This window comes from Halomonas sp. BC2, assembly GCF_002078115.1.
Taxonomy (GTDB): Bacteria; Pseudomonadota; Gammaproteobacteria; order Pseudomonadales; family Halomonadaceae; genus Vreelandella; species Vreelandella stevensii.
This window is the reverse complement of sequence record NZ_LFGT01000021.1, coordinates 16,475-42,921: the sequence shown is the minus strand read 5'-3', so window position 1 is coordinate 42,921 and position 26,447 is coordinate 16,475. Positions and strand designations below refer to the sequence as shown.

21 protein-coding genes are annotated in these 26,447 nt (G+C 59.0%); 13 read left to right on the top strand and 8 right to left on the bottom strand.

Annotation, left to right across the window (positions count from 1 at the left end):
• The first annotated feature begins 60 nt into the window (after positions 1-60).
• The 4 genes from dnaA to gyrB all read left to right on the top strand — a co-directional run bounded on the left by dnaA (position 61) and on the right by gyrB (position 6,355).
• Entirely contained in the window at positions 61-1,530 is a 1,470-nt protein-coding gene (gene dnaA, locus B7L71_RS12870; protein ID WP_016915608.1) for a chromosomal replication initiator protein DnaA, read from the top strand.
• Between the two features lie 55 nt (positions 1,531-1,585).
• Entirely contained in the window at positions 1,586-2,689 is a 1,104-nt protein-coding gene (gene dnaN, locus B7L71_RS12865) for a DNA polymerase III subunit beta (protein WP_016915609.1), read from the top strand.
• Between the two features lie 102 nt (positions 2,690-2,791).
• Positions 2,792-3,895, top strand: coding sequence for a DNA replication/repair protein RecF (recF, locus tag B7L71_RS12860; protein ID WP_081138461.1), 1,104 nt, complete (start codon positions 2,792-2,794; stop codon positions 3,893-3,895).
• A 39-nt stretch (positions 3,896-3,934) separates the two neighbouring features.
• Entirely contained in the window at positions 3,935-6,355 is a 2,421-nt protein-coding gene (gyrB, locus tag B7L71_RS12855; RefSeq protein WP_081138459.1) for a DNA topoisomerase (ATP-hydrolyzing) subunit B, read from the top strand.
• Positions 6,356-6,508: 153 nt separating this feature from the next.
• Here the strand turns inward: gyrB and gmhB are convergent, their stop codons facing one another.
• From gmhB to glyQ, 4 genes are all read right to left on the bottom strand, one after another.
• Entirely contained in the window at positions 6,509-7,081 is a 573-nt protein-coding gene (gmhB, locus tag B7L71_RS12850; RefSeq protein ID WP_081138457.1) for a D-glycero-beta-D-manno-heptose 1,7-bisphosphate 7-phosphatase, read from the bottom strand.
• Between the two features lie 28 nt (positions 7,082-7,109).
• Entirely contained in the window at positions 7,110-7,907 is a 798-nt protein-coding gene (locus B7L71_RS12845; RefSeq protein WP_081138455.1) for a hypothetical protein, read from the bottom strand.
• Positions 7,908-8,083: 176 nt separating this feature from the next.
• Complete coding sequence (gene glyS, locus B7L71_RS12840; RefSeq protein WP_081138453.1) at positions 8,084-10,150, bottom strand: glycine--tRNA ligase subunit beta; 2,067 nt, start codon at positions 10,148-10,150, stop codon at positions 8,084-8,086.
• Positions 10,150-11,109 carry a glycine--tRNA ligase subunit alpha gene (gene glyQ / locus B7L71_RS12835; RefSeq protein WP_026001915.1) on the bottom strand — a complete coding sequence of 320 codons (960 nt, stop codon included), beginning with the start codon at positions 11,107-11,109 and terminating at the stop codon, positions 10,150-10,152. Before glyQ ends, glyS begins: the two co-directional genes overlap by 1 nt.
• A gap of 109 nt (positions 11,110-11,218) precedes the next feature.
• Between glyQ and rfaD the strand changes: the two genes are divergently transcribed.
• Together rfaD and waaF are read left to right on the top strand one after the other, a co-directional pair.
• On the top strand, positions 11,219-12,175 hold the full coding sequence (rfaD, locus tag B7L71_RS12830; RefSeq protein ID WP_081138451.1) for an ADP-glyceromanno-heptose 6-epimerase: 957 nt from the start codon (positions 11,219-11,221) through the stop codon (positions 12,173-12,175).
• On the top strand, positions 12,168-13,187 hold the full coding sequence (waaF, locus tag B7L71_RS12825; RefSeq protein ID WP_081138450.1) for a lipopolysaccharide heptosyltransferase II: 1,020 nt from the start codon (positions 12,168-12,170) through the stop codon (positions 13,185-13,187). Before rfaD ends, waaF begins: the two co-directional genes overlap by 8 nt.
• A 20-nt stretch (positions 13,188-13,207) precedes the next feature.
• Here the strand turns inward: waaF and B7L71_RS12820 are convergent, their stop codons facing one another.
• Positions 13,208-14,860, bottom strand: a complete 1,653-nt coding sequence (locus B7L71_RS12820) for a sulfatase-like hydrolase/transferase (RefSeq protein ID WP_081138448.1) — start codon at positions 14,858-14,860, stop codon at positions 13,208-13,210.
• A gap of 181 nt (positions 14,861-15,041) precedes the next feature.
• Here B7L71_RS12820 and B7L71_RS12815 point away from each other — a divergent pair, with 181 nt between their 5' ends.
• Positions 15,042-15,803, top strand: a complete 762-nt coding sequence (locus B7L71_RS12815; protein ID WP_081138447.1) for a glycosyltransferase family 2 protein — start codon at positions 15,042-15,044, stop codon at positions 15,801-15,803.
• On the opposite strand, the gene B7L71_RS12810 is transcribed toward B7L71_RS12815, so the two are convergent.
• Complete coding sequence (locus B7L71_RS12810; protein ID WP_081138445.1) at positions 15,765-16,820, bottom strand: glycosyltransferase family 9 protein; 1,056 nt, start codon at positions 16,818-16,820, stop codon at positions 15,765-15,767. The genes B7L71_RS12815 and B7L71_RS12810 overlap by 39 nt on opposite strands.
• 108 nt (positions 16,821-16,928) lie before the next feature.
• Here B7L71_RS12810 and B7L71_RS12805 point away from each other — a divergent pair, with 108 nt between their 5' ends.
• Together B7L71_RS12805 and B7L71_RS12800 are read left to right on the top strand one after the other, a co-directional pair.
• On the top strand, positions 16,929-18,095 hold the full coding sequence (locus tag B7L71_RS12805; protein WP_016915621.1) for a glycosyltransferase family 4 protein: 1,167 nt from the start codon (positions 16,929-16,931) through the stop codon (positions 18,093-18,095).
• Positions 18,096-18,181: 86 nt separating this feature from the next.
• Positions 18,182-19,204, top strand: a complete 1,023-nt coding sequence (locus B7L71_RS12800; protein ID WP_026001919.1) for a glycosyltransferase family 9 protein — start codon at positions 18,182-18,184, stop codon at positions 19,202-19,204.
• 10 nt (positions 19,205-19,214) lie between these two features.
• Here B7L71_RS12800 and B7L71_RS12795 read toward each other — a convergent pair whose 3' ends face one another.
• Positions 19,215-19,946, bottom strand: a complete 732-nt coding sequence (locus B7L71_RS12795; protein WP_081138443.1) for a 3-deoxy-D-manno-octulosonic acid kinase — start codon at positions 19,944-19,946, stop codon at positions 19,215-19,217.
• Between B7L71_RS12795 and B7L71_RS12790 the strand changes: the two genes are divergently transcribed.
• Genes B7L71_RS12790 through waaA form a run of 3 tightly spaced genes read left to right on the top strand, consistent with a single transcriptional unit; the run spans position 19,945 to position 23,763 of the window.
• Positions 19,945-21,042: a glycosyltransferase family 9 protein gene (locus tag B7L71_RS12790; protein ID WP_081138442.1), complete on the top strand. Its 1,098-nt coding sequence runs from the start codon at positions 19,945-19,947 to the stop codon at positions 21,040-21,042. The genes B7L71_RS12795 and B7L71_RS12790 overlap by 2 nt on opposite strands.
• Positions 21,032-22,462 carry a bifunctional D-glycero-beta-D-manno-heptose-7-phosphate kinase/D-glycero-beta-D-manno-heptose 1-phosphate adenylyltransferase HldE gene (hldE, locus tag B7L71_RS12785; RefSeq protein ID WP_081138440.1) on the top strand — a complete coding sequence of 477 codons (1,431 nt, stop codon included), beginning with the start codon at positions 21,032-21,034 and terminating at the stop codon, positions 22,460-22,462. Before B7L71_RS12790 ends, hldE begins: the two co-directional genes overlap by 11 nt.
• Positions 22,462-23,763 carry a lipid IV(A) 3-deoxy-D-manno-octulosonic acid transferase gene (gene waaA, locus B7L71_RS12780; RefSeq protein ID WP_081138439.1) on the top strand — a complete coding sequence of 434 codons (1,302 nt, stop codon included), beginning with the start codon at positions 22,462-22,464 and terminating at the stop codon, positions 23,761-23,763. Before hldE ends, waaA begins: the two co-directional genes overlap by 1 nt.
• A gap of 30 nt (positions 23,764-23,793) precedes the next feature.
• Here the strand turns inward: waaA and rpiA are convergent, their stop codons facing one another.
• On the bottom strand, positions 23,794-24,468 hold the full coding sequence (gene rpiA / locus B7L71_RS12775) for a ribose-5-phosphate isomerase RpiA (protein WP_081138437.1): 675 nt from the start codon (positions 24,466-24,468) through the stop codon (positions 23,794-23,796).
• A 157-nt stretch (positions 24,469-24,625) separates the two neighbouring features.
• Between rpiA and ilvA the strand changes: the two genes are divergently transcribed.
• A complete protein-coding gene (gene ilvA / locus B7L71_RS12770) occupies positions 24,626-26,140 on the top strand; it encodes a threonine ammonia-lyase, biosynthetic (protein WP_081138436.1) in 1,515 nt (504 codons plus the stop codon).
• Positions 26,141-26,447: the final 307 nt, after the last annotated feature.

Below are 26,447 nucleotides of genomic sequence, written 5' to 3'. Positions count from 1 at the left end.
TGGATAACCGTTTCGTTGGGCGCTACAATGGTCGGCCGTTTTCAATCGATGGTGAGATGAGTGTCACTCGCGCTTTGGCAACAGTGCCTGGACTACCTGCAGGACGAACTGAATTCGCAACAGTTCAATACCTGGATACGTCCGCTGCAGGCAGAAGAAGGAGAGTCCAACGAGCTTCGCTTGTTGGCGCCGAACCGCTTCGTGCGCGATTGGGTGAGCGATAAATATGCCAAGCGAATCAGTGAACTGATGCGCGAGCTTGCCCCTTCCAAACCTCCCAAGGTCAGCCTTACCGTGGGTAGTCGTCGCACCTCGGCAGCTGCGCCACAGCCTAGAGAGCTGGGTAATCCCGTCTCCGCATCGCCTGCCCAGGCACCTGCTCCCGCCGTCCATACTCCGCCCCGCGGTGAAGTGGGCGATGAGCGTGAGATCGAGCAGTTGCGCGAAGAGCCGGGCGCTGGCCGACGCGGCAACGAGCGCCAGGTACAGGTAGAAGGTAGCCTGAAGCACAGCAGCGGCCTGAATCCCAACTTCACCTTTGATACATTCGTGGAAGGTAAATCGAACCAGTTGGCGCGTGCGGCCTCTCGGCAGGTATCCGAAAATCCGGGTGGGGCCTATAACCCGCTGTTCCTCTACGGGGGTGTAGGCCTGGGTAAAACCCACTTGATGCATGCCGTGGGCAATGCCTTGGCAGGTAGGCGGGAAAACGCCCGAGTGGTGTATCTGCACTCCGAGCGCTTCGTGGCGGATATGGTGAAGGCGCTTCAGCTCAACGCCATCAATGACTTCAAGCGTTTTTATCGCAGTGTCGACGCCTTGTTGATCGATGATATTCAATTCTTTGCTGGCAAGGAGCGCTCCCAGGAGGAGTTTTTCCATACCTTCAACGCCCTGTTGGAAGGTGGCCAGCAGATGATCCTGACCTCGGATCGCTACCCCAAAGAGATCAGTGGCGTCGAAGAACGTTTGAAGTCGCGGTTCGGTTGGGGCTTGACGGTAGCCATCGAGCCGCCTGAGCTGGAGACGCGGGTCGCGATCCTGATGAAGAAAGCCGACCAGGCCAAGGTCGAGTTACCGCATGATGCAGCCTTCTTCATCGCTCAGAAAATACGTTCCAACGTGCGGGAGCTGGAAGGTGCGCTCAAAAAGGTCATTGCCGACTCCCACTTCATGGGCAAGCCGATCACCCAGGACTTCATCCGTGAATCGTTGAAAGACCTGTTGGCCCTTCAAGACAAGCAGGTGGGGGTGGATAATATTCAGCGCACGGTGGCTGAGTATTACAAGATCAAGGTGGCGGACCTGCTCTCCAAGCGACGCTCTCGTTCAGTGGCGCGCCCTCGGCAGGTGGCCATGGCGCTGGCCAAGGAGTTGACCAATCACAGCCTGCCGGAAATTGGTGATGCCTTTGGTGGGCGAGACCATACGACGGTATTGCACGCTTGTCGTAAAGTGAAGGCGTTGCAGGAAGAGAGCGCAGATATTCGCGAGGACTACAAGAACCTCCTGCGCCTGCTGACCAGTTAACCCATTATGTCGGCCTGCTGCGGTGGGCCTTTCAGGATAGAAAACCGGAGTTTCGATGAAATTTACCATTTCCCGAGAGGCGCTGCTTCGCCCGCTGACTCTGGTGGCGGGGGTCGTAGAACGGCGCCAAACGCTGCCTGTGCTGTCGAACGTCTTGATCCAGGTCGAAGGTGATCAGGTAGCGCTGACCGGTACCGACCTGGAAGTCGAATTGGTGGGGCGCACGGTGGCCAGCCAGGTGGACCAGCCAGGCGCAGCAACGGTACCTGCGCGCAAGCTGATGGATATCTGCAAGTCATTGCCGGATCAGTCGGATATTCAACTGGCTGTGGAGGACGGGCGCGCCGTATTACGTAGTGGTCGTTCGCGCTTTACACTTTCTACACTTCCGGTTGCCGAGTTTCCCAACATCGAAGATGCGGATGGTAGCCAGGAACTGAGCGTACCGCGCGGTACATTGAAGCACTTGATCGAGTCGACATCCTTCGCCATGGCCCAGCAGGACGTGCGCTACTACCTGAATGGCATGCTGCTGGAGATTCAGAGCAATCTGCTGCGCACGGTGGCCACCGATGGGCATCGGCTGGCCATGTGCTCACGTCCGGTAGAAGTGGCCGTCAGCCAGGCGCAGAAACTGATCGTGCCGCGCAAGGGTATTCTGGAGCTGTCTCGCTTGCTTGACGACAGTGACGAGCCCGTAAGCCTGACGCTGGGTGCGACCCATGTGCGTGCTCACACGGGCGACTTTACGTTCACGTCCAAGCTGATTGACGGCAAATTCCCGGACTACGAGCGTGTCGTGCCGCGCAATGGCGACAAGGTGCTGATTGCCGAGCGCGCGGAGTTGCGTCAGGTGCTGTCGCGGACCGCCATCCTCTCCAACGAGAAGTACCGTGGCGTACGTCTCTATCTGGAAGAGGGCAACCTCAAGGTCATGGCCAACAACCCGGAACAGGAAGAGGCCGAGGAGAACGTCGCTGTCGAATACAATGGCAGTGCCATGGAAGTCGGCTTCAACGTTGGCTATCTGGTAGACGTGCTTTCCGTGTTGGATGAAGACCGCGTTCAAATGACGTTGGCCGACCCCAACAGCAGTGCGCTGTTGGAAGAGCCAGGTGGCGGTGATGCGCTGTACGTCGTCATGCCCATGCGTCTATAAACGGCAGCAGGACGTTATCTATGACGGCGCTTCTGGCTTCAGAAGCGCCGTTTTCACGTGTGCTGGACGGCAATCAATGGTCTTGAAGAGTGACATCGACGCATGAGCATCAAGGAGCTTACTTTCCACGGCCTGCGTAACCTGGCCCCCACCACCTTGCAGCCATCGCCGCGCATCAATGTGCTGCACGGCGATAATGGCAGTGGCAAGACCAGCGTTCTGGAAGGTATTCATGTGCTGGGTATGGGGCGCTCCTTTCGAACCCGTCAGCTCAAGCATGCCATACAGACGGAAGCCCCATATATGACCCTGTATGGTCGTTTGGGGGGTGACCCTGAGGTTACCCTGGGGGTCAGGCGGTTACGCACTCAGCGCGAGCTGGAGCTGCGTTTGAGGGGGGAGAAGGGGGTGCGCTTGGCCGAGCTCGTGGAGGCGATGCCCCTACAGCTCATCAATCCCGATGCCTTCAGGTTGCTGGAGGGCTCTCCTGCCGGGCGTAGAGAGTTTCTCGACTGGGGTGTGTTTCACGTGAAACATCATTTCCTGGATGCCTGGCGAAGAACGCGCCGAGCAGTGAAACATCGGAATGCCCTTCTCAGGCGTGGTAGAATGGTGGCCAGTGAGCTGGTTGTTTGGGAGCAAGAGCTTGCACAGTGGGGCGAAGAGATGGATCGGCTTCGCCTTGAGTGGTTTAGCCAGTTCTTGCCCATGTTCGAAGAAACGCTGCATAAATTGCTGCCACTACCTGGCCTGACGCTTCGCTATGCCCGAGGGTGGGATAAGCAGCGCTCTCTGGCGGAAGTGCTGAGAGATAGCCGCGAGACGGATCAGCAGATGGGGTTTACCCAGCAGGGCCCCCAGAGAGCAGACCTGCGTATTCGATTGAACAAGCAGCCCGCCGTTGAGGTGCTTTCCAGAGGCCAGCAGAAGTTGGTCGTTAGTGCGCTGAAGCTGGCTCAGGGGCGGCTTCTGGAAAGTACCACGCAGCGGCACTGTATCTATCTGATTGATGATTTACCTGCGGAGCTGGATGACAGGCACCGCCATCAATTTTGCCATTTACTGGAAGAAATGCAGTGTCAGGCTTTTATTACCAGCGTTGAAGCCACGGCTCTAAGGAATAGTTGGCAAGCCAGTACGGACATAAAAATGTTTCACGTGAAACATTCCCCGGCTGGATGGAGTCAATTGGAGACGGATGGCTAAACGACACGGAACCAGACAGACTTCACGACGGAGTGGTCAATGAGCGAGCAGGCTTACGATTCATCAAGCATCAAGGTGCTCAAAGGACTGGACGCAGTACGCAAGCGTCCGGGCATGTACATCGGTGATACCGACGATGGCACCGGGCTGCACCACATGGTTTTCGAGCTGGTGGATAACTCCATCGATGAAGCTCTGGCAGGCCACTGCAGTGAAATTCGCGTCGTCATCCACCCGGATGAATCGATCACCGTAAGTGATAACGGCCGCGGTATTCCGACTGAACTGCATGAAGGCGAAGGCGTTTCGGCAGCCGAGGTCATCATGACCGTGCTGCACGCAGGCGGTAAATTCGATGATAACTCCTACAAGGTGTCTGGCGGGCTGCACGGGGTAGGTGTCTCGGTGGTCAACGCGCTTTCAGAAGAGCTGCGTCTCACCATCTGGCGGCAAGGCGAAGTATTTGAGCAGATCTATCACCACGGCGTGCCGCAGGCTCCCCTTGGGGTCGTGGGCAAAACTGAAAAAAGCGGCACCCGCGTACATTTTCGTCCGTCTCCTGCCACGTTCGCCAATATCGAGTTTCACTACGATATTCTGGCCAAGCGGCTACGTGAACTCTCCTTCCTGAACTCCGGCGTTGCAATCCGCCTGATGGATGAGCGCAGTGGTAAGGAAGAGCTCTTCCACTATGAGGGTGGCTTGAAAGCCTTTGTTGATCACCTCAACAAGAACAAGACCGTTCTCAATCCGGTTTTCCACTTCAATGCGGAGCGCGAAGACGGAGTGGAAGTCGAAGTGGCCATGCAGTGGAGCGATGCGTTTACAGAAAACATCTTCTGCTACACCAACAACATTCCCCAGCGAGACGGTGGCACCCACCTGGCAGGATTTCGGGCAGCCCTCACGCGAACGCTGAATCATTACATCGAAGCTGAAAATCTGCTCAAGAAATCGAAGGTCAATACCTCCGGTGATGATGCTCGTGAAGGTTTGACGGCCATCATTTCGGTGAAGGTACCGGACCCCAAGTTCTCCTCGCAGACGAAGGACAAGCTGGTTTCTTCCGAAGTGAAAACGGCGGTAGAGCAGGAGATGGGGCGTCTGTTCGCAGACTACCTGATCGAAAAGCCCAATGAAGCCAAGTCGATCGTCAACAAGATGATCGACGCGGCGCGAGCCCGTGAAGCCGCCCGAAAAGCTCGTGACATGACGCGTCGTAAGGGGGCTCTGGACATTGCTGGCTTGCCCGGCAAGCTGGCTGATTGTCAGGAGAAAGACCCCAGCCAGTCAGAACTTTACCTGGTGGAGGGTGACTCGGCCGGCGGCAGTGCCAAGCAGGGTCGTGACCGTCGTACCCAGGCCATCCTGCCGTTGAAGGGTAAAATCCTTAACGTCGAAAAAGCGCGTTTTGACAAGATGCTCTCTTCCGCTGAGGTAGGGACGCTGATCACGGCGTTGGGGTGTGGTATTGGTCGCGAAGAGTTCAACCCTGACAAGCTGCGTTACCATTCGGTCATCATCATGACGGACGCCGACGTGGATGGTTCGCATATTCGTACGCTGCTGCTGACGTTCTTCTTCCGCCAGATGCCCGAGCTGATCGAGCGGGGCCATATCTTCATTGCGCAGCCACCGCTGTACAAGATCAAGCGTGGCAAGCAGGAGCTCTACCTGAAAGACGAGCAGGCCATGGTGGACTACCTGACCACGACGGCACTGGATGGCGCAGGGCTCCATGTGAATGCTGATGCACCGGGCATCGCAGGCTCGCAGCTAGAGGCCCTGGTGAATCAGTACCGCAATGTCATGAAGCGGATTGATCGCCTGGCACGTGCTTACCCCATAGAGGTATTGAAGCAGGTAGTACATGCCACTGCACTGCAAGGGGAAGCTAGCCTGAAAGATCGCGGTACCATGCAGAACTGGATTGGTGAGCTTCAGAAAGCCATGGATGACAAAGTGGCTTATGAGGGCGGCCCGCGTTATCAGTTCTATCTTCAGGAAGACACCGAGCGTGGTCTGCACCTTCCCGCAGTGTCACTGATTGCCCATGGCGTGACGACTGATTATGTGTGGGGGTTGGATTTCTTCGAGAGTGCTGACTATCGCGCGATTGCAGGGCTTGGGCAAACGCTTAACGGGCTGTTGGAAGAGGGCGCCTACATTGCCCGTGGCGAGCGTCAGAAGCCGGTTAGCCACTTCTCTGATGTGTTGTCCTGGTTGATGCAGGAAGGCCAGCGTGGCCTGTCAGTGCAGCGCTATAAAGGGCTGGGGGAAATGAACCCGGATCAGCTCTGGGAAACCACCATGGACCCCGATAGTCGCCGCATGCTGCGCGTGACCATTGAAGACGCCGTTGCCGCCGATATGATGTTCAACACCTTGATGGGCGATGAAGTAGAGCCACGTCGTGACTTTATCGAAACCAACGCTCTGGTGGCGAATCTTGACGTATAGCGCTGTACTCCATCAGCTAGCGGTCGTTAATGAAAGATGTTTCACGTGAAACATTGAATAAGAAAAGCCGCAGTGGGCATCGCCCTCTGCGGCTTTTTTGTATGAGACTGCTGTAAGAGCCTGGAGTGTGCAGGTTTGGCGCTTAACTCACCTTCAGCCACGCCGTGGGTGAGTATCCAGTGCACCGGCTAACAACTGGTCAACGAATTCAGCAAGGTCATTGACGACCAGCGTGTGTTCCAGGCCCACACTTTTGGCTAGCGTTCTCTCACCTTTGCCTGTCTTTACCAGCACACTTTGGCAACCTACCGCCTCTCCGGCCTGCAGATCTCGCAGGCTGTCACCTACCATCCAGCTACCTCCCAGGTGATCCAGGCCAAGTGCCTGCTGTATTTGCGTCAGTAGGCCGGGCAACGGTTTTCGGCAGGTGCAGGCATCTTGCGGGCCATGGGGGCAATATGCGATGTGCGCAATCTGGCCACCTTCGGCTTCTACCAAGGTGCTCATGTGATGGTGCATGGCGGCCAGGGTGGTTTCATCGTAATAGCCCCGTGCAATGCCTGATTGGTTGGTGGCCACGGCTACCGTAAAACCGGCCTGTGAAAGCCGCGCGATGGCCGTAATGGAAGCAGGGTAGGGCACCCACTCCGCCAGGGACTTGATGTAGTCATCCGAGTCGTGATTGATGACGCCATCCCGGTCAAGAATCACGAGCCGTTCTGGCATCAGAGAAGTCATCGAAGGCATGAAAGTCCTATTTACTGCGTAGGTGCTGATTCAGTAGCGCCAAGGCATGCAGGGTATGGGCAATTTTCTTACCATCGCTGCCAAAGCGTTGGAAAGGAATTTTCTGGAGACGCTGCAGGCGCGGCAAGGTCGCCAGAAAGCGTTCGCGTACATCGTCGCGGGTGGCCTGCAGGCCGTCCATCAGGGCTGCGGTCAGGCGTTCACGATGAAGAGGTCGTTTGCTCAGCTTGCCATAGAGAGAAAAGATGAAACAGTGCCAATCGCGCACCATGCAGTCGGTGAGTTCATGTACCTGGCCTGGGTCCGTTTCGAAATCGATGAACACGACCCCATCCTTGTTGACCAGTATGTTGCGTGCAAAGGCCTCGCTAAGATAGCAGCTGCGCTCATGCACATCATTGAGCGCTGAAATACCAAGGTTTAACAATTGGTCGATTTCGTCTGGTGTTTGCGCCTGGGTCAATTTCTCCAGCAGCGTGGCTGCGGGTTCCTCCGCGCTGCCCGCATCGGCCAGCAACAAGGCGTCAGGGGTTTCTGCCAGAATGGTCGGTACGGCGATACCCGCGGCAGACAATGCTTTGATGCGACTGGCTTCCAGCGCCACGCTCTCTTGGCCGCCCAGGTTGGGCACCGGCTTGAGTGCTTCGATGTTCAGCCAGCGCGCCATCAAGGTCAGCGGCAGGTAAGCCAGCCGTGAGTTACGTTTAGCCGCTTTTTTCAGCCAGACCTTTCGCCCTGCCAGCTCATAGGATGCCATATTGGACTGCTGCTGAGGCAGAGTATCGAAAAGAAACATATCGTACATGGCCAACTCCCTTGACGGCGTAAGTGCGTGGCCGCCCGGTATATCAGACGCAGCGGCAATTGAAATGTTTCATTAATTTTATCTTGATGTTTCACGTGAAACAAAAGCTTCGTTGAACACAGTCAACAAAAAACCCGGCCACCAGGGCCGGGTTGCATGCGCTTACGAGTAGAGGCTTACTGGGGTAGCTGAGAAATATCCGCGACTTCGAGGAAAAGCGCCTGCAGGCTGGCGAGTAGAGCAAGGCGGTTGCGACGCACGGCCTCGTCATCGGCCATGACCATGACCTGATCGAAGAACGTATCGACCGGCTCACGCAGCGTTGCCAGTGTGTCCAAAGCCTGCTGGTACTCACCGGCGGCAAATAGCGGAGCTACCTGCTGCTTACAGTGGATGACGGCCTCCGCTAGTGTCTGCTCGGGGCTCTCCTGAAGCAGTGTGGTATCGACTTGTGTGCTGCCATCGTGCGCCTGCTTACTCAGGATATTGGAGACACGCTTGTTGGCAGCCGCCAGAGCGGTGGCTTCCTCACGCTGGGCAAAGGCTTTGACGGCACGTAACCGACGCGCAAAATCCAGCGGCTTGCTGACGGGACGAGCACGCACGGCCAGGTACATCTCGGCGGTAATGCCTTCGTCCTGCCCCCAGGCGCGGAAGCGGTCGAGCATGTAGGTCAGCACTTCCTCTACCAGTCCTTCGGCTTTGGGCAGTTGCTGGTGCTGGTCGACGGCGACCTGCAGCAGTTCACGCAAGTCGAGGTTCAGCTCGCCTTTTACCAGGATATTCAGCACACCAATGGACGCGCGGCGCAGGGCAAAGGGGTCCTTGGCGCCCGTGGGGCGCTGGCCGATGCCGAAGATGCCCACCAGCGTATCCAGGCGGTCTGCCAGGGCCAGTGCCTGGCCAGTCAGGCTGGCGGGGATGGCGTCGCTGGCAAAGCGCGGCAGGTACTGTTCTTCCAGTGCCTGGGCTACTTCGGCAGGCTCGCCATCCTGCTCGGCGTAGTAGCGGCCCATGATGCCTTGCAGCTCGGGGAACTCGAGTACCATCTCAGTGACCAGGTCGCATTTGGCCAGTGCCACGGCACGCTGAGCGTGGGCAACATCACCCTGGATGCGCTCGGCGATGAAGGTAGCAATGGCCGTGCTGCGGCGTGCCTTGTCTGCCAGCGTGCCGAGCTGCTGCTGAAACACGACGCTTTCCAGCTGAGGAATGCGCGATGCCAGCGTTTTTTTGCGGTCGGTATCGTAGAAGAATGCAGCATCCGCGAGGCGAGGACGGATGACCTTCTCATTGCCGGCAATAACCTGATCAGGGTCCTGGCTTTCGATGTTGGAAATGGTGATGAATAGCGGCTTGAGCTTGCCCTGGTCATCCAGCAAGTGGAAGTATTTCTGGTTGGCCTTCATGGAGGAGATCAGGCACTCGGCGGGCACGTCCAAAAAGCGCTCATCGAAGCTGCCGGTCAATGCCACGGGCCACTCGACCAAACCGCTGACCTCGACCAGCAGGTCTTCATCGATGACCGCATTGGCTTCCTGAACTTCTGCCTCGGCCAGCACCTGCTCACGAATACGCTCGCGGCGCTGCTGACGGTCGGCCAGCACGTAGGCGTTTTCCAGTACTGCCAGATAATCGTCGGCGTGTTCGAGCTGGATCGCATCCGGGGCGTGGAAGCGATGACCGTAGGTGGTGCGGCTGGCCTGCAGGCTTAGTGCTTCTGCGGCAATCACTTCCTTGCCATACAGGGCGACCAGCCAGTGTACCGGGCGGGAGAACTCCACACGAGACGCACCCCAGCGCATGTTCTTGGGCACCGGCAGCGACTGAAGCGCCTTGCGAATCATCTCTGGCAGTAGTGCTTGGACACTCTCGCCTTGCTGCTGCTCCTGGAAGCCCAGCCAGGTGCCTTTGTCGGTTTCCAGGTGAATCAGCTCATCCACGCTGACGCCACAGGAGCGCGCAAAGCCTTCGGCGGCCTTGGTGGGCACGCCATCCTTGAATGCGGCGGCCAGCGCGGGACCACGGCGCTCCACTTCACGATCCGGCTGCTTGTCGGCCAATCCCGATACCTGGACGGCCAAACGACGCGGTGTTGCATAGGCAGTGACGGAGTGAAACGGAACCTCTGCTTCCTGCAGACCTTTTTCAATACCCGCAGCAAACGCATCAGAGAGCGCGTCCAGGGCGGTAGGCGGCAGCTCCTCGGCACCCAGTTCCAGTAAAAGCGTATCAACGGCCATCATGCGTCTCCTTGGTCGGCTAGCAGTTCGCGGCGCAGGGCCTCGGGCGCCATGGGGAACCCTGCTGCTTTGCGTGATTCGAAGTAGGCGGTCGCCACGTCACGGGCCATGGTCCGCACACGCAGGATGAAGCGTTGACGTTCGGTGACCGAGATGGCGTGGCGCGCATCCAGCAGGTTGAAAGTGTGCGACGCCTTGAGCACTTGCTCGTAGGCGGGTAGCGGCAGGCTGGCGGCCAGTAGTTTGCTGCACTCTTTTTCCTGATGGTCGAAGGCAGCAAAGAGCTGGTCGACGTCGGCGTGCTCGAAGTTGTAGGCGGACTGCTCCCGCTCGTTTTGCAGGTAAACATCGCCGTAGCTGACCTTGCTGCCGTCCGGCGCAATGGCCCAGACCAGATCGTAAACGCTATCGACGTTTTGCAGGTACATGGCGATACGCTCGAGGCCGTAGGTCAGCTCGCCGGTAACGGGGTAGCATTCGATGCCGCCCGCCTGCTGGAAGTAGGTGAACTGGGTGACTTCCATGCCGTTTAGCCATACTTCCCAGCCCAGGCCCCAGGCCCCGAGCGTGGGGGATTCCCAGTTGTCTTCCACGAAGCGAACGTCGTGAACCAGCGGGTCGAGGCCCAGGCGCTTCAATGACCCCAGGTACAGGTCCTGCAGATTGCTGGGGGAGGGCTTCATCACCACCTGAAACTGGTAGTAGTGCTGCAGGCGATTGGGATTTTCGCCGTAGCGGCCGTCGGTGGGGCGGCGGGAAGGCTGCACATAGGCAGCGTTCCAGGTTTCGGGGCCAATCGCTCGCAGGAAGGTGGCGGGGTGAAAGGTGCCCGCGCCGACTTCCATATCGAGGGGCTGGAGAATCACACAGCCCTGTTCTGCCCAGTACTGTTGCAGAGCAAGGATCAAGCCTTGAAAGGTCGACACATCGGGTGTCGATTGGTTTGTCGAGACACTCATCGCGGAAAGCACCGTTGGCCATGAATTCATAAGCCGTCAAGTATACAATTACAGGCAGATGGGTTATAGGCACGTTAGCAAAACAGCCGCTTTTGATAAGGAGAACGAGATGATCGTGGTAACAGGCGGCGCCGGGTTTATCGGCGCCAATATTGTCAAAGCGCTAAATGCTCGTGGCCGTGACGATGTGATGGTGGTCGACGACCTGCGCGATGGCACCAAATTCGTCAACCTGGCGGACTGCACGCTCGCCGACTACCTGGACAAGGATGATTTCATTGCCCGGGTGAAAGCCGCGCTGCGCGGTGAAACGGTGGACCTGCCGACCATCGATGCGATTTTCCATGAGGGTGCCTGCTCGGATACCACGGAGTGGGACGGCCACTACATGATGGAGAACAACTTCGAGTACTCCAAGGTGCTGCTCAACTACTGCGAGAAGCTGGGCATTCCGTTTCTGTACGCTTCGTCAGCGGCCACCTACGGCGGCAGCGAAGTGTTCAAGGAAGCCCCTGAGCACGAGAAACCGCTCAACGTCTATGGCTACTCCAAGCTGCTGTTCGATCAGCACGTGCGTTCGCGCTGGAACGAGCTGACTACCCAGGTAGTAGGTTTCCGCTACTTCAACGTCTACGGCCCTCGAGAGCAACACAAGGGCAAGATGGCGAGCGTGGCATACCACAACCATCTCCAGATCCGTAACGGCGAAACGCTGAAACTGTTCGGTGCCTACGGCGGCTATGAGGCGGGCATGCAGAGTCGCGACTTTGTCTACGTCGGCGATGTGGTCGACGTGAACCTTTGGTTCCTGGACAACCCCAGCGCGTCGGGCATCTTCAACCTGGGTACGGGCCGTGCCGAACCTTTCAAGGCGATTGGTGAAGCGGTGATCGATTTCTATGGTCAGGGCGAAATCGACTATATCCCGTTCCCCCAGGAGCTGAAGGGGCGCTACCAGAGCTATACCCGTGCGGACATCGGCCACCTGCGAGCAGCGGGATGTGATGTCGAGTTCAAGACGGTGGCTCAGGGGGTCAAGGCTTATCTGGAGTGGCTGAATGGCTGACTCTGCCAAGCGGCTTCTGGTGGTCGGCCCCTCCTGGGTCGGCGATATGGTCATGGCGCAAAGCCTGTTCATGACTTTGAAGGCGCGCACCCCGGGGGCCACGCTGGGCGTGGTGGCCCCGGCCTGGTCGCAGCCGATTCTCGAGCGCATGCCCGAAGTCGATGAGGTGTTGCCACTGGAGGTCGGCCATGGTGAATTTGGCCTGGCGAGTCGGCGGGAGCTGGCCGCTCGGTTGCGGGGCCGCTTTGACCGCGCCATTGTGCTGCCGCGCTCCTGGAAGGCGGCGCTGGTGCCTTTCATGGCACGGATCCCTGAGCGGGTAGGGTTCCTGGGGGAGCATCGTTACGGGCTGCTGAAAGAGCGCCGCAAGCTGGATAAACAGGTGCTGGATCAGACCGTCAAGCGCTTTGTCTCGCTGGGGCTTCCTGCCTCTGAAGCGCAAACTGGCCAGTTTGCCATTCCCAAGCCCAGGCTCACCATTGACCGTGACAACCTGGTGAATCTGCGGTTGAGCCTCGCGCTCTCTTCCCGCCCAGCAATCGGCATGATGCCAGGCGCTGAGTATGGGCCGGCCAAGCAGTGGCCGCTGGCCTACTTTCACCAGTTGGCGGCGAAGCTCACCCAGGACGGTTTCGAGGTGCGCGTGCTGGGCGGAGCAAAGGACCATGAGGCAGGGCAGGCGATCGTGAAGGGGTTGTCGCATGCGCACAATCTGTGCGGGAAAACCCAGCTGGCCGACGCCGTCGATCTGCTGGCCGATTGCTGCCAGGTAGTGACCAATGATTCTGGCCTGATGCACGTAGCGGCAGCAGTTGGGGTACGTATTCAGGCGCTGTATGGATCGTCGTCTCCTGCCTATACGCCGCCCCTCACCGAACAGGCGTCCATTCACTACCTGGGGCTCTCCTGCTCGCCATGCTTCGAACGGGTTTGCCCGTTGGGTCATACCAACTGTCTCAATGACTTGTCCGTCGAGCGCGTCTATCAGTCGATCTGCGTCGGCCTGCCGTGAGGGGGCTGCCAAGGCAGCTGTCAGTGAAGGATCTCGACTTCTTCGGCTTGATCGGCCGGGGTCTCCATGACCTGCGCCGAGGAACTCTCCTCGGTCTCTCTGCGCTGAGGAGCGAGTCCTTCCCATAGCCGGTGCTGGAGGGCCGTTTCTTCGCGCAGGCGAGCATTGAGCGTACTCAGCCCGTGGGTTTCCGCCAGGGTCGCGCGGCGGCCCAGCAGGGAGGTGCCAAGGCCTGCACGACCCTCGTGTAGCGGCAATCCCATGGCGTCCAGTATGGTGGGAAACACGTCCAGCATGGTGGCTTCGCGGCGTATCCGCTGGGGCACCACCCTGTCGCCTAGCATGATAAAGGTATTGTCGCGATCCAGCGCCGTCAGTTGGTCCCATACCGACACGCGCATGGTCAGGTGGTCGCTGAGCACCACCACCAGCGTATTCTCCAGCAGGTTTTCTGCTTCCAGGCGTTCGATCAGATCGCGGGCCAGCCAGGCCGAACACTCCACGGAGTAAAGAATGTCCTGGCCATCGAAGGCCCCTTGGCGGTCCCGGCAGCGCTGGGCGGGAAAGCCGTTGGGTGCATGGCCCGCGATGCTCAGGTTGACCACTGCCCAGGGGCCATCGTCTTCACGGTTCAAGCGACGTATTTCGTCGACGGTGAAGTCGTAGAGGGTATCGTCATAGAGGCCCCAGCTATTGAGATACTCGGGGTCGTCCATGTCCGTGATGAAATCCTCCTTGCCCTTGACCGTGTCGAACTGATGCCCTCTGTAAAAGAGACCTTTACCCGCAAACTGCGTACTGGCGCCACCCAGATAGCTGAGCCGGTAACCTTGACCCGCAAGAATATCGCCCAGGCAGTCTACGCCAGGCACGACCTGAGAAAGGGGTTCGAACTGGCTGTCATGCAACAGGCCAGCGGGCATCAGGGGCACGCCGCACTGGCTGGCGATCATCCCGGCCATGGTCCAGCCGGTGTTGTCCATTTGCTGCACGCCTTCGAAAACGACGCCACGCGCCCCCAGTGCGTCAAGGTCATCATAGGCATTGCCGAATATGTCGTGACGATAGGTACGCTCGATGCTTTCCAGGTAGAGGAGCAGCAAGTTAGGAGCACCGGGCTGGTCTTCCAGCGGCGGCTGAACGTAGCGTCGATCCAGCCAGGCCCCATCGTCGGTGACGATGGCGGCACTGCGTTGCCCCAGCCCGTATAGCAGCGGGTTTCCGGCTAACAAGGCAATGGCAAAAAAGCGTTCGGTCAGACGCCAGCGCTGGTCGTGACGGGCGATATATAGGACGGAGATCAGCATGGCGAGCACGACCAGCGTATATACCACTGCCATGACCATTTTGCCGCCACCGCCATGGTCGGCCATGCCCGCTTGCAGATGGAAAAATACCGCGCCCAGGTCCACACTGCCAAAGCTGTCGACCAGGTAGACGTAAATGCCAAACAGGCTCAGCGGTAGCAGCGACCATGGCCAGACGGGGCGGTAGCGGGCATTCAAGGGAGCACCCCAGCGCAGCTTGAGGCCTACCAGCATCCACACGGTGGCGGTGATGAAAAGCGTCCACCAGGGCAAGCGCGTCAAGACAGTAACGGCATAGCCCAGGCTCGCGCCAATCACGACCAGCGGTAGCCAGGGAGTCAGGGGGGGTGACTTGGAAGCGAGCATGCCATGTCCCTTTTCGTCGCTTGCTGAATGAGCCTGTTAGCTTACCAAATCTCGACGTTCATGGTCGTGGTAGCATGCAATGAAACTGGCCATGAAGCATGAGCGAATGGATCGCTCATCTCGTTGTTATAAATTCGTTGCTATAGATTCGTTGGTATAAATTCGCTGGGATAGGTGAACTGTGACTCTTGCTGCTGTGTTGATCGTCAAAAACGAAGCCCACCATTTGCGTGAATGCCTCGAAACGCTCACCTGGGCCGATGAAATCGTCGTGCTGGATGCGGGCAGCCAGGATGCTACCTGCGAGATTGCCCGCGCGTTCACGGACAAGGTCCATGTGAATGCCGACTGGCAGGGGTTTGGCATTCAGCGCCAGCGAGCAGAAGCCCTGGTAAGCAGTGACTGGATTTTGATGGTCGACGCCGATGAGCGCGTGTCCCCTGAATTGCGTGACAGCATTCAAGAGGCCATTCAGCAGCCTCCCGCTGCATATAGCGTCAGTCGGCTCTCCTGGTGTTTTGGCCGTTTCATTCGCCACTCGGGCTGGTACCCAGACCGGGTGCTGCGTCTCTACCCGAAAGGTCAGGCAGGGTATAACGCCGCGTTGGTGCACGAGAAGCTGGTCGTCGACGCAGGCCTTGCCGAAAAGCCGTTATCCGGCGACCTGCTTCACTACACCTACCGCGACCTGCGCCACTATCTGGAGAAATCCGCCCACTATGCCCAGGCCTGGGCAGAGCAGCGGGCTGCGCAGGGCAAAACGGCCACGCTATGGCAAGGCATTCGCCATGGTCTGGCCTGCTTTCTCAAGATGTACGTGCTCAAAGCCGGTTTCAAGGATGGCAAGCAGGGGCTGTTGCTGGCTCTGCTCTCTGCGCATTCCACGTTCGCCAAGTACGCCGATCTATGGGTGCGTACCCAAACTGCCGAGAAGCAGCGCTGAGATCTGTTGGGCTGCCGCGTCGAGATCAATGGCAGTCATGTCCTGTGTGTCAGCGCCTGAAGGCGGGCTGAACGCCAGGCGCTTTTCCGCACGGTTGCAGGTTTGCCAGCGGAGCGGCGTGGCAGAGCGTTTGGCCGGATAAAAACCCGCCGTGGCGATGTCCAGGCAGCCTGCAATATGCAGCGGGCCGGTCGAGCCGGCAATCAATAGGTCAGCTCCCGCCAGTTGGCGAGCGAAGTCGGCCACATTGGTAGTGGCAGGGAATGGCTTGGCTGTCACGCCTTCGCTCGCCAATTTTGCCTGCAATGCCTCGGCCTCGCGCTGTTCACCAGGGCCTGCACTGATTAGCCAGTGGGGTGGATGCACACTCCCCAATTGCTGCTGAATCTGTATGATCAGTGCTGAGTATTGATCCAGCGAAAGATTGGCCGCTGAACCACCACTGCCGGGGTGAATCACCACGATCTGGCTTTCGGTTGCTTGTGCGCTGTGCAGCAATAGCTGACGCTGCTGCTGGCGATCCTCGCTTTCCAGTGGCCAGAAAGGGGGCGAGGGTAACGCAGATAGCGTCAGTGATAGTCGGCCCAGCAGTTCACAGGCAAGGTCCACATTGTATTGATACTCTGGCTTGGCTGAGCGGGAACGGCGCTGGCGTACACGCTGATTATAGAAAATCTGCGCCCACTTGGTTGCTGGCGCCATGCGTAGTGGGATACCCGCCCGCCAGCCCAGCCAGCCGATACGAGGGGTTGAAAACAGTGTCAGCAGGGCATCGAATTTGGCTGCTTTGACCTCATGCAGCAGGGCCTGCTGGGCGGCTTTATCCGCATTGGGGCCGGGATCAATCATCACCTCATCTACCCACGGGCAGGCCCTGGCCAGCGGCGCTGTATAGTCAGGCACCAATACGCTGATATGCGGCGTTGGCGTTGCCTTTTTCAGGCATGCCAGTGCTGGCCAAGCCAGCATAAAATCGCCAATTTTGTCATTGCGTACGACAAGCACTTTGTGCGCCATGGTTTAGGCCCCGTTAATTGCAGCCTGTATACTACCAGAATGAGCACATGGCCTGGAAAATGTGCTGACTAGCGGCATTAACCGGCAGGGCATACAACAGGTGCAGTAATGGCAGCAAATAATTTGGCAGAGAACGACTTGGCGGAACCCTCGGTAGCAACTCGCAAGGTAGTGCAGCTATGCCTATCGGATGGCAATGGTGGTCTGGAACTATACGTCGAGCGCATCATTACAGACCTCAAGAGCGAGGGCTGGGAAGTGCTGGGACTCTGCCTTTCCAATACTCGGGTGGAAGCCAGTATGCAGCAGCATACCATTCCCTTTCGGGCCTTCAGCAGTAATATGCAGGCCGTTACCCATGTGCTGTCACTGCGACGCTGGTTGGTTGAGGAAGAGGCGGATGTTATCCACTGCCATAAATCGAGTGACTTGCGGCTAATCACCCTGCTCAAGCTAGTGATGCCAGGTTTAAGAGTTCTTTATACCGACCATATGGGGGGGCGACGCCCCAAGAAAAGCCCCTATCATCGTTTGGCTTATGGCTCTGTTGAACGTGTTTTGTCAATTAGTCAGGCAACCTGGCAACGTAATGTCAGGAATTTGCCGCTGCCGAAAGAGCGGGTGGTGTGTTTACCTCACGGTGTTGATACTCGGCACTACCAGCCCTGCAACGATCTGGCGGCGATCCATGCCAAGCGTCGCGAGTTGGGGGTGCCTGTGGATGCGGTAGTGATCGGGTTGCCGGGGCGAGTCACTCCAGGCAAGGGACAGGAGGTATGGGTAAAGGCTCTGCTCGAACTGGACCAGTCACTCCTCTTTTATGCCCTGTCGATTGGCGGAACCGACTATGCCTCGGGCGGTATTGAAAGCTTTTATACTCAATTGCAGCAACTTATCGCAGGCACTCCATTGGAGAGCAGGATCAGTTTTTTAGGTCATCGCAGTGATTTGACTGAAATCCTGCCTGTGCTCGATATCGTTTGCATTCCCTCGGAAAATGAAGCCTTTGGCTTGACCATTATCGAGTCGATGGCGTGTGGTATGCCGATTATTGGCTCAAACACCGGCTCACTGCCGGAACTGGTGGACAGCGCTTCAGGCGTACTGGTCGGGCCGTTTGATGTGCCCGCCTGGCGCGATGCCATGACAACTCTGATTGCTGATGCGCCACGTCGCCAGGAGATGGGAGCCGCCGCCAGGCTGCGCGTTGAGCAGCATTTCAGTAATCAGCAGCATGTAAGGCGTTTGATCGAATATTACATGGCTGCGCCATAGCCGCCCCGGTCTTGTCGGAACAATGCAGGTCTGGAGTGGATAGATAATGAGTGAAACCTCTCAAGGCGCTATACGAGGAGTCATAAGTGAGAGCCTGGATTGATAAGTGTGCCTACGTGAGTAAGCGCGGACGACGCTGGCTGGAGAGTTCAGCAGTGAACGAGGTGCCGCGTATCCTGGTGATTCGGCAGTGTGCCTTCGGTGATTACATGGCCGCTCGGCCTTTTTTGGTGGAGCTGCGGCGCCTGTTTCCCAAGGCGCACATTATCCTGGCAACGGTACCCGCCTACCGCTATGCCGTGCCGGAAGATCTTGTCGATGAGGTGTTTGTCCAGGAAGGGCGTGGTAGTCTGGCAGCACAGTGGCGTTCACTGCGCTCGGTGGGCAAGGTGGATATGCTGTTTGATCTAGCGGATACCTCACGCTCGAGGTTACTGAGCCTGATGACACCGGCGGCCATCAAACTTGGCTTTCCCTACCGCAGCCTGTCCAATACGCTGCTCTATGATGTCGGACTGCGGCGCTCCAACTATCACTATGAGGCCGAAGTACTGCTGGATTTCCTCAAGGTATTGGGCCACAAGCCACGCTATCCGCTCGATTTTGCCCTGCCCTGGCACCGGGGAGAGGAAGCAGCAGCGACCATTGTGTATTTCCCGTTTGCCTCGGTAGCGAGCAAGTCGTTGACATTAGAGGCGTGGAGCAGGTTGATCGAGCAGGCTGCACAGGCATTGCCACAATATCAGCATGTACTGCTGGAGGGGCACAAAGCCGAGGAGTCGGGGGACTTTCTCGCTGAGGTCGTAGCTCGGCACCCCAATGTCTCGGTTCAGCCACGTATGGGCCTTGATGAACTAAGTCACTGGATGGCGGAAGTCTCGGTACTGGTATGCGGTGATACCGGCGTGCGCAATCTGGCACTGGCAACGCATACGCCTACCCTGGGTATCTTCTTCAGTACGCTGCCTTACCGCTACTGGCCCCGTTATGAACCCTGCCACGAAGCAGTGTTCCGGAGAAGCGGCGAAGTGCCAAGTGAAGAGGAGATTTTAAGTGAGCTCAAGGGGCTATTGCAGCGTTGTTACCCAGGTCGCCGTTCCAGGCAGTGATCGCTCGGCGTCAGATTACCCGGTAGCCCTGCCGAATGGCTGTCATGGCCTGGGAGGCGTCGAACTTTACCAGTGAGCGCTCAAGGCGTGCCAGATTGCGCTCCTGCCACTGGCCTGCCGAGCGCAAGCGGCAACGATCCAGGTCGATCAGCCACGGTTCTCCCTGGCGATCCACCAGAATATTGCGCGCATTCAGATCCACATGATCGAGCCCTGCCTGGTGAAACCGCTTGATCATGGCGCCTACGCGCATCAACAGCGCCTCGTCTGCCTCTTCGGCGCTCAGTAAGGAGGCGAGCGCTCGGGCGCCCGGGATGCGTACGGTCAGCAGAGCCGCCTCATAGGTCAAACCGAACCGAGTGACGCAGCAGGCCACTGGGCGAGGCACGGGCAGGCCTTGCTCATACAGCGCGGCGGTCAAGCGCACTTCACGAAACGCTCGTGTGCGCTCTGCCCCCAGCCAGACATAGCGCTGCTTGTTGACCTTGGCGATGAGCCCGCCGCGCTGGTAAGGGCGCAGCACCCACTGCTCATGGTCGCGTGCCTGCAGGAACAGGCTGCTGCCACGGCCAGGTGCTTCGCCGGCCACCAGGCCTCGCGATTGCCAGTAATCCGCCTCGAACAGCGCCGTGCTCAGTGGGTGAGTCGGGGAGGACAGTTGGTGTGATGCGCAGGCGTCACTTAAACTGTCTGCATCATGTAAAATCAGCCCATTTTTCTGCTGGAGTGCCGCTAAGCGCATGAAGCCCTCTCTGCCTGCTCAACCAAACCATATTGCCATTTTGCGCCTCTCCGCGTTGGGAGACGTGTGCAATCTCGTGCCCACGGTGCGAGCGTTGCAGCGCCAGTGGCCGCATGCGCGCATTACCTGGATTATCGGCAAGGGGGAGCACAGTTTACTGGCCGGGCTTTCCGGGGTCGAGTTCGTCGTGTACGACAAAGCGACCGGGCTTGCCGGCATGCGGGCCCTCTGGCGTGAGCTGGCCGATACCCGCTTCGACGTGCTGCTGCATATGCAGCAGGCCATTCGTGCCAGTGTGCTCTCGCTCGGCCTCAAAGCCAGCGTCCGGGTAGGGTATGACAAGGCCCGTGCCAAGGACGCCCAGCACTGGTTCACCCAGCACCAGCTAGCCCCCCACGAGAACGCCCATGTGCTGGAGTCGTTCATGGATTTTGCGCGTCTGCTGGGCGTCGAAGACGAGCGTCTGGAGTGGAATCTCGCGGTGCCTGCCGTTGCCTACGAGGAAGCCCGGGCAATCAGTGGCGACACGCCTTATTTGGTGATCAACCCCTGTAGCAATGCGCGCTTGCGCAATTTTCGCAACTGGTCCGTGGAAGGGTATGCCAGCGTGATTGAACACGCCTGGGTACAGCATGGTCTCAAGAGCGTGCTCACGGGGGGCGGTAGCCCCCTGGAGCGTGAAATGGGCGACCATATCGAGGCGCTCTGCCAGCCGGGGAGCGTCATCAATGCCATCGGCGGCACCTCGCTGAAGGGCGTGCTGGCGCTGATCGATAACGCTCGCGCGGTGATTGCCCCAGATACGGGTCCTGCGCATATGGGCAACGCCATGGGCACGCCGACGCTTGGCCTCTATGCCACCACCAACCCTCAGCGGGCTGCGCCCTATCTGTGGCGCGATTTTGCCGTCAATGCGTACCCCGATGCGGTACGCACCTATCTGCATAAATCGGTGGACGAAGTGAGCTGGGGGCAGCGGGTGCGGCATGCCGATGCCATGGACCTGATCAAGGCGGACGACGTCATTGCCAAGTTAGACGCGCTGCTGGCGCATAGCGCAGCGCACACCACAACAGGACTCTCGGATGAAAGTTGATCTAACCGCCCTGGAACATGCCCGCGTACTGGTGGTCGGGGATGTCATGCTCGACCGCTACTGGCATGGCGGCACCTCGCGTATCTCACCGGAAGCGCCGGTGCCCGTGGTACGCGTGGAAGATGCCGATGACCGCCCCGGCGGCGCGGCCAATGTGGCGCTCAACGTGGCGTCATTGGGTGGGCACGCCGCGCTGGCGGGCCTGGTGGGAGAGGATGACAATGCCAAGCTGCTCACCCAGCGCCTGGCGGCAGCCAATGTAAGCACTTACTTCCAGCGCAGCCCTGATGTCCCAACGATTACCAAGCTGCGTGTGATGAGCCGTAACCAGCAGCTGCTGCGCCTGGATTTCGAGCAGCGCCTCGATAGCGTGGACACCAGCGCCCTGCTGGCACAAGTGGAACAGGCGCTGCCCGAATGCGACGTGGTGATCCTGTCGGATTACGGCAAGGGCACGTTGAATCAGGTCGAGCGGCTGATCGAGATGGCTCGCCAGCACGGCAAGCGGGTACTGATCGACCCCAAGGGTCAGGATTTCACCAGGTACCGGGGAGCCAGCCTGATCACTCCTAACCTGGCCGAGTTCGAGGCCGTGGCAGGCCCCTGCGCCACCGACGCTATCCTGGCCGAGCGAGGCGAAGCGCTGCGTGCCGAGCTGGCACTGGAAGCGCTGCTGATTACCCGCAGCGAGAAGGGCATGACGCTGATCCGTGAAGGCCATGCACCGCTGCACCTGCCCACCCGTGCCCAGGAAGTGTTCGATGTCACGGGGGCCGGCGATACCGTGATTGGCCTGATGGGCCTGGCCCTGGCCGCTAACCATGCGCTGCCGGAAGCCATGATGCTGGCCAACTTGGGCGCGGGCCTGGTGGTGGCCAAGCCGGGTACCGCCACGCTCTCCATTGCCGAGCTTTACACCGCGCTGCATGGCGACAAGCTGGCCGAGTTCGGCGTGATCGAGCCAGCGCCTCTGGTCGATGCCGTTCGCGCTGCGCAGCTGCGCGGTGAGCGGGTGGTGATGACCAATGGCTGCTTCGATATTCTCCACGCAGGCCATGTGGCCTACCTGGAACAGGCCAAGCGCCTGGGTGACCGGCTGGTCGTGGCGGTGAACGATGATGCGTCCATTGGCCGGTTGAAAGGGCCGAAGCGCCCCATCAACCCGTTGAACCGGCGGATGCAGGTGCTGGCGGGGCTCGGCGCGGTGGATTGGGTGGTGCCGTTCAGTGACGACACGCCTGCCGCCCTGATCGAGCAAGTATTGCCGGATATTCTGGTCAAAGGCGGCGACTACCGTCCCGAAGACATTGCTGGCGGCAGCGCCGTGATTGCCAACGGGGGCGAAGTCAAGGTGCTGGGCTTCGAGGATGGTGTTTCCACCACGGCAATGATCAGCTCGATTCTGGATCGCGAAAGTTGATGACCACCCCCCGCTGGCCACGGCTGGCCTATTCGGCAGCGTTGTATGGGCTGGCGCCCTTGATTGGCTGGCGCATCTGGCGTGAGCAAGTCCCCACGTACTCACGACTCCAGCGGCTGGGACTGCGCCTTGAACCACTCCCGCCCGCGCCGCGACTTTGGCTGCACTGTGCTTCCGTGGGGGAAGTGCGCGCCGCACGCCCGCTGATCGAAGGGCTGCTGGCGCGCTTTCCTCGCCACAGCCTGCTGCTGACCACCATGACGGCTACCGGCGCCAGACAGGCACAGGCGTTGATAGCAGAACAGGAGACTGCCGACCAGACGCGCCTTGCCCACCGTTTTTTGCCGTTGGATTTTCCCGGCGCGGCCAGGCGTTTTGTGGCTCGCGTACAGCCGGACCTTGCCATCCTGTTTGAAACCGAGCTGTGGCCGAACCTGCTTCACGCCTGCCATCGGCAGGCGGTGCCCGTTGCCGTAGTGAACGGCCGACTATCGCCCCGCGCGTTTGGCCGCTACCAGCGTTTGCGCTCGCTGATGCAGGGGGCCTTGGCCAACGTGACGTGGCTGGCTGCCAAGTCGCCAGAGGACGCCGAGCGTTTTCACGCGCTGGGCTGTGCGGCTGAATCGACCACCGTGGTGGGGTCGCTGAAGTTCGAACAAGCCTTTCCTGAAAGGCTATTGGAAGAGAGTGAGTGCTTACTTAGTGCGTGGGGCCAGCGTCCCGTGTGGGTCGCTGGCTCTACCCGAGACGGGGAAGAGGCGCTGCTGCTGGCTGCCCATCGCCAATTGCTCACGCGCTTCCCCACGGCGCTGTTAGTGCTGGTGCCCAGACATCCACAGCGCTTTGATGAAGTGGCCGCCCAGTGTGAGCGTGAAGGGTTCAAGGTGAGTCGTCGAAGCCAGCAACAGCCCGTCACGCCCGCCACCCAGGTCTACCTGGGGGATACGCTGGGCGAGTTGGCGACGCTGTACGCTGCGGGCAGCGTCGCCTATGTGGGGGGGAGCCTGGTGCCACTGGGCGGGCACAACGTGTTGGAGCCCGCTGCACTGGGTAAGCCCGTGCTGTGTGGTCCGTCACTGGAAAACTTCAGCGATGTTGCCGAGCCGCTCTTGGCCGCCAAGGCACTGACGATGGTTGACACGCCAGATGCGCTGGCGAGCGTTCTGGTAGAACACATCACCAACCCTGAGTGTGCCAGGCAGCGCGGGCTGGCTGGGCAAGCGGCAATCACAGCCCAGCGCGGGGCGCTTTGGCGCACGCTGGATGGGCTTGGCCGGTGCCTGGCCTTGGCCGGGGATTAGTCCTGGCCAAGGCCAGGCTTTGGCGAGAGCTCAGCGTAAGGCCGTGCGCTCTACGCCATCCGCTTTACCCAGCAGCAATACATCGGCACCGCGTGCAGCAAACAGGCCGTTGGTGACTACGCCGACGATGCCATTGATACGCGCCTCCATGGCTACCGGGTCGTCGATCATGAAGTTGAAGCAGTCGATGATCTGGTTGCCGTTGTCGGTGATGACGCCCTGACGGTAAACGGGTTCGGCACCGAGTTTGACCAGCTCGCGGGCCACATAAGAGCGCGCCATGGGAATCACTTCTACCGGCAGGGGAAAGTTGCCGAGCTGGGCGACGTATTTCGAGCCATCGGCAATACAGATGAAGCGCTCGGCGCAGGCGGCGACGATCTTTTCACGCGTTAGTGCGGCACCCCCACCTTTGATCATATGAAAGTGAGCATTCACTTCGTCGGCACCGTCGATGTAAAAGGGGACGTTGCCAACGTGATTGAGTTCGAAGACCTCGATACCCTGTGCTTTCAAGCGCTCTGCGCTGGCCTCAGAGCTGGCCACAGCGCCTTTGAAGCGGTCGCGTAACGCGCCCAAACGATCAATGAACAGGTTGGCGGTGGAGCCGGTGCCAATGCCCAGCACGGTGCTTTTTTCGAGATATGGCTCGATTTCATCGAGCGCGGCATCGGCGACAGCGGCTTTTAGTTCGTCTTGTGTCATGATGGAGTCCAATCAGGGTGGGCAGTCGTGCTTAGTATAACGGCCTGAACGCCCGCTGCCGATGGCAACGCCGCTAGACGTTGGCGGTTGTCATCTGCTACCAATAGAGGTTTTGTTCGCACCCGCCAGGGTCACGCCATTTTTCCGGGATATCAGCATGCTCGAAGCAACCGTCAAAAAGATTCTCCAGGCCCGTGTCTACGAAGCGGCCTGCGAGACGCCTATTTCCCCCGCTCCCTTTTTGTCGCGTCGTTTCAACAACCAGATTTTGATCAAACGCGAAGACTTGCAGCCGGTGTTTTCGTTCAAGATCCGTGGGGCCTACAACAAGATGGCCCAGCTCACGGAAGAACAGAAAGCCAAGGGGGTGATTGCTGCCTCGGCGGGCAACCATGCACAGGGCTTGGCCATGGCGGCCAAACTGATGGGCGTGAAGGCCGTCATCGTGATGCCTCGCATCACGCCGGATATCAAAGTGCAGGCGGTACGTGCGCGGGGGGCAAAAGTGGTGCTGAAGGGCGACGCCTTTGCCGCCGCCGCCGAGCATGCGCAGGAGCTGATCAAGGAGCATGGCTACACCTATATTCCACCGTTTGACGATATCGACGTCGTGGCGGGCCAGGGCACCATCGGGGTCGAGATTCTGCGCCAGCACAGCGGGCGGCTGGATGCGATTTTCATCCCGGTAGGCGGTGGTGGGCTGATCGCCGGGGTGGCGGCCTACGTGAAATACCTGCGTCCTGATATCAAGATCATTGGCGTCGAGGCCGAGGATAGCGCCTGCCTGAAAGCGGCTCTGGAGGCCGGGGAGCGCGTCGTGCTGGAGCAGGTGGGCGTGTTTGCAGAAGGCGTGGCCGTGGCGCAAATTGGCGAAGTGCCGTTCTCTCTGGTACGTGACCTGATCGACGATGTCATTACCGTGAACACCGATGAGATGTGCGCGGCGGTCAAGGACATTTTTGAAGATACCCGTGCCGTGGCGGAAACGTCTGGAGCGCTGTCGTTGGCCGGCCTGAAGAAATACGTGCAGCAGACGGGCGCGGAGGGAGAAACCCTGTTGTGCATCAATTCGGGAGCCAACACCAACTTTGACCGCTTGCAGCATATTGCCGAACGGACGGAGCTGGGCGAGCAGCGCGAAGCCATCCTGGCCGTCACCATTGCTGAAAAGCCTGGCAGCTTCAAGAAGTTCTGTCGAACGCTGGGCAAACGAATGGTGACTGAATTCAGCTACCGTTATGCCGATGACAGCGAGGCCCATATCTTTGTTGGCGTGCAGGTAAAACCAGGTGGCGAAGACCGCCTGGCGGTGATCGAAAAGCTGCGCGAAGGCGGGTATCAGGTCGAAGACTTGACCGATAACGAACTGGCGAAGCTGCACATTCGCCATCTCAGCGGCGGTCGGCCCCGGGAGCACTTCGAGGAGGAGCTTTACCGTTTCGAATTTCCGGAACGCCCAGGGGCTTTGATGAACTTCCTCACCCAACTGCCCCATGACTGGAATATTTCATTGTTCCACTACCGTAATCACGGCGCCGCTTACGGCCGTGTGCTGGTGGGCATGCAGGTGCCCAGTGAGGACCGAACCCACGTGACCGAGTACCTGGATGCCATTGGTTACCGCTATTGGCAGGAGAGCGACAATCCCGCCTATCGGCTTTTCATGGCGTAAATGAATGTAAGTGTTTGCTAACTTCGCAGATAAGGACTGCCCGCCAGGTTCACAAGACTAAAACGTTTAATTAAGGGGTGAAAATAGTGCCAATAGCGGTTGTCACTACCCCCCTTATAGCCCTATAGTCATCGCCACAAATAATGAGGTGTGTCATCTTTCCAAAGGCAACTCCTTGGTGACGCACCCAGGGCTACCGGCACTTGGAAAGACGTTGGAGATTTGGCATGCGGCGAAGAAAACCTGATATGGTCATGGCGCTAACCGTGGTGTTTTTGCTTGGGGTTTTGGCGACTGGCTATGCCCA

What these genes read in the sequence shown, in the direction of transcription:
- dnaN (WP_016915609.1), top strand. Translation starts at nt 1,586, where the DNA reads ATGAAATTTACCATTTCCCGAGAGGCGCTGCTTCGCCCGCTGACTCTG.
- recF (WP_081138461.1), top strand. Translation starts at nt 2,792, where the DNA reads ATGAGCATCAAGGAGCTTACTTTCCACGGCCTGCGTAACCTGGCCCCC.
- gyrB (WP_081138459.1), top strand. Translation starts at nt 3,935, where the DNA reads ATGAGCGAGCAGGCTTACGATTCATCAAGCATCAAGGTGCTCAAAGGA.
- gmhB (WP_081138457.1), bottom strand. Translation starts at nt 7,081, where the DNA reads ATGCCAGAACGGCTCGTGATTCTTGACCGGGATGGCGTCATCAATCAC.
- B7L71_RS12845 (WP_081138455.1), bottom strand. Translation starts at nt 7,907, where the DNA reads ATGTACGATATGTTTCTTTTCGATACTCTGCCTCAGCAGCAGTCCAAT.
- glyS (WP_081138453.1), bottom strand. Translation starts at nt 10,150, where the DNA reads ATGGCCGTTGATACGCTTTTACTGGAACTGGGTGCCGAGGAGCTGCCG.
- glyQ (WP_026001915.1), bottom strand. Translation starts at nt 11,109, where the DNA reads ATGAGTGTCTCGACAAACCAATCGACACCCGATGTGTCGACCTTTCAA.
- rfaD (WP_081138451.1), top strand. Translation starts at nt 11,219, where the DNA reads ATGATCGTGGTAACAGGCGGCGCCGGGTTTATCGGCGCCAATATTGTC.
- waaF (WP_081138450.1), top strand. Translation starts at nt 12,168, where the DNA reads ATGGCTGACTCTGCCAAGCGGCTTCTGGTGGTCGGCCCCTCCTGGGTC.
- B7L71_RS12820 (WP_081138448.1), bottom strand. Translation starts at nt 14,860, where the DNA reads ATGCTCGCTTCCAAGTCACCCCCCCTGACTCCCTGGCTACCGCTGGTC.
- B7L71_RS12810 (WP_081138445.1), bottom strand. Translation starts at nt 16,820, where the DNA reads ATGGCGCACAAAGTGCTTGTCGTACGCAATGACAAAATTGGCGATTTT.
- B7L71_RS12805 (WP_016915621.1), top strand. Translation starts at nt 16,929, where the DNA reads ATGGCAGCAAATAATTTGGCAGAGAACGACTTGGCGGAACCCTCGGTA.
- B7L71_RS12790 (WP_081138442.1), top strand. Translation starts at nt 19,945, where the DNA reads ATGAAGCCCTCTCTGCCTGCTCAACCAAACCATATTGCCATTTTGCGC.
- B7L71_RS12795 (WP_081138443.1), bottom strand. Translation starts at nt 19,946, where the DNA reads ATGCGCTTAGCGGCACTCCAGCAGAAAAATGGGCTGATTTTACATGAT.
- hldE (WP_081138440.1), top strand. Translation starts at nt 21,032, where the DNA reads ATGAAAGTTGATCTAACCGCCCTGGAACATGCCCGCGTACTGGTGGTC.
- waaA (WP_081138439.1), top strand. Translation starts at nt 22,462, where the DNA reads ATGACCACCCCCCGCTGGCCACGGCTGGCCTATTCGGCAGCGTTGTAT.
- rpiA (WP_081138437.1), bottom strand. Translation starts at nt 24,468, where the DNA reads ATGACACAAGACGAACTAAAAGCCGCTGTCGCCGATGCCGCGCTCGAT.
- ilvA (WP_081138436.1), top strand. Translation starts at nt 24,626, where the DNA reads ATGCTCGAAGCAACCGTCAAAAAGATTCTCCAGGCCCGTGTCTACGAA.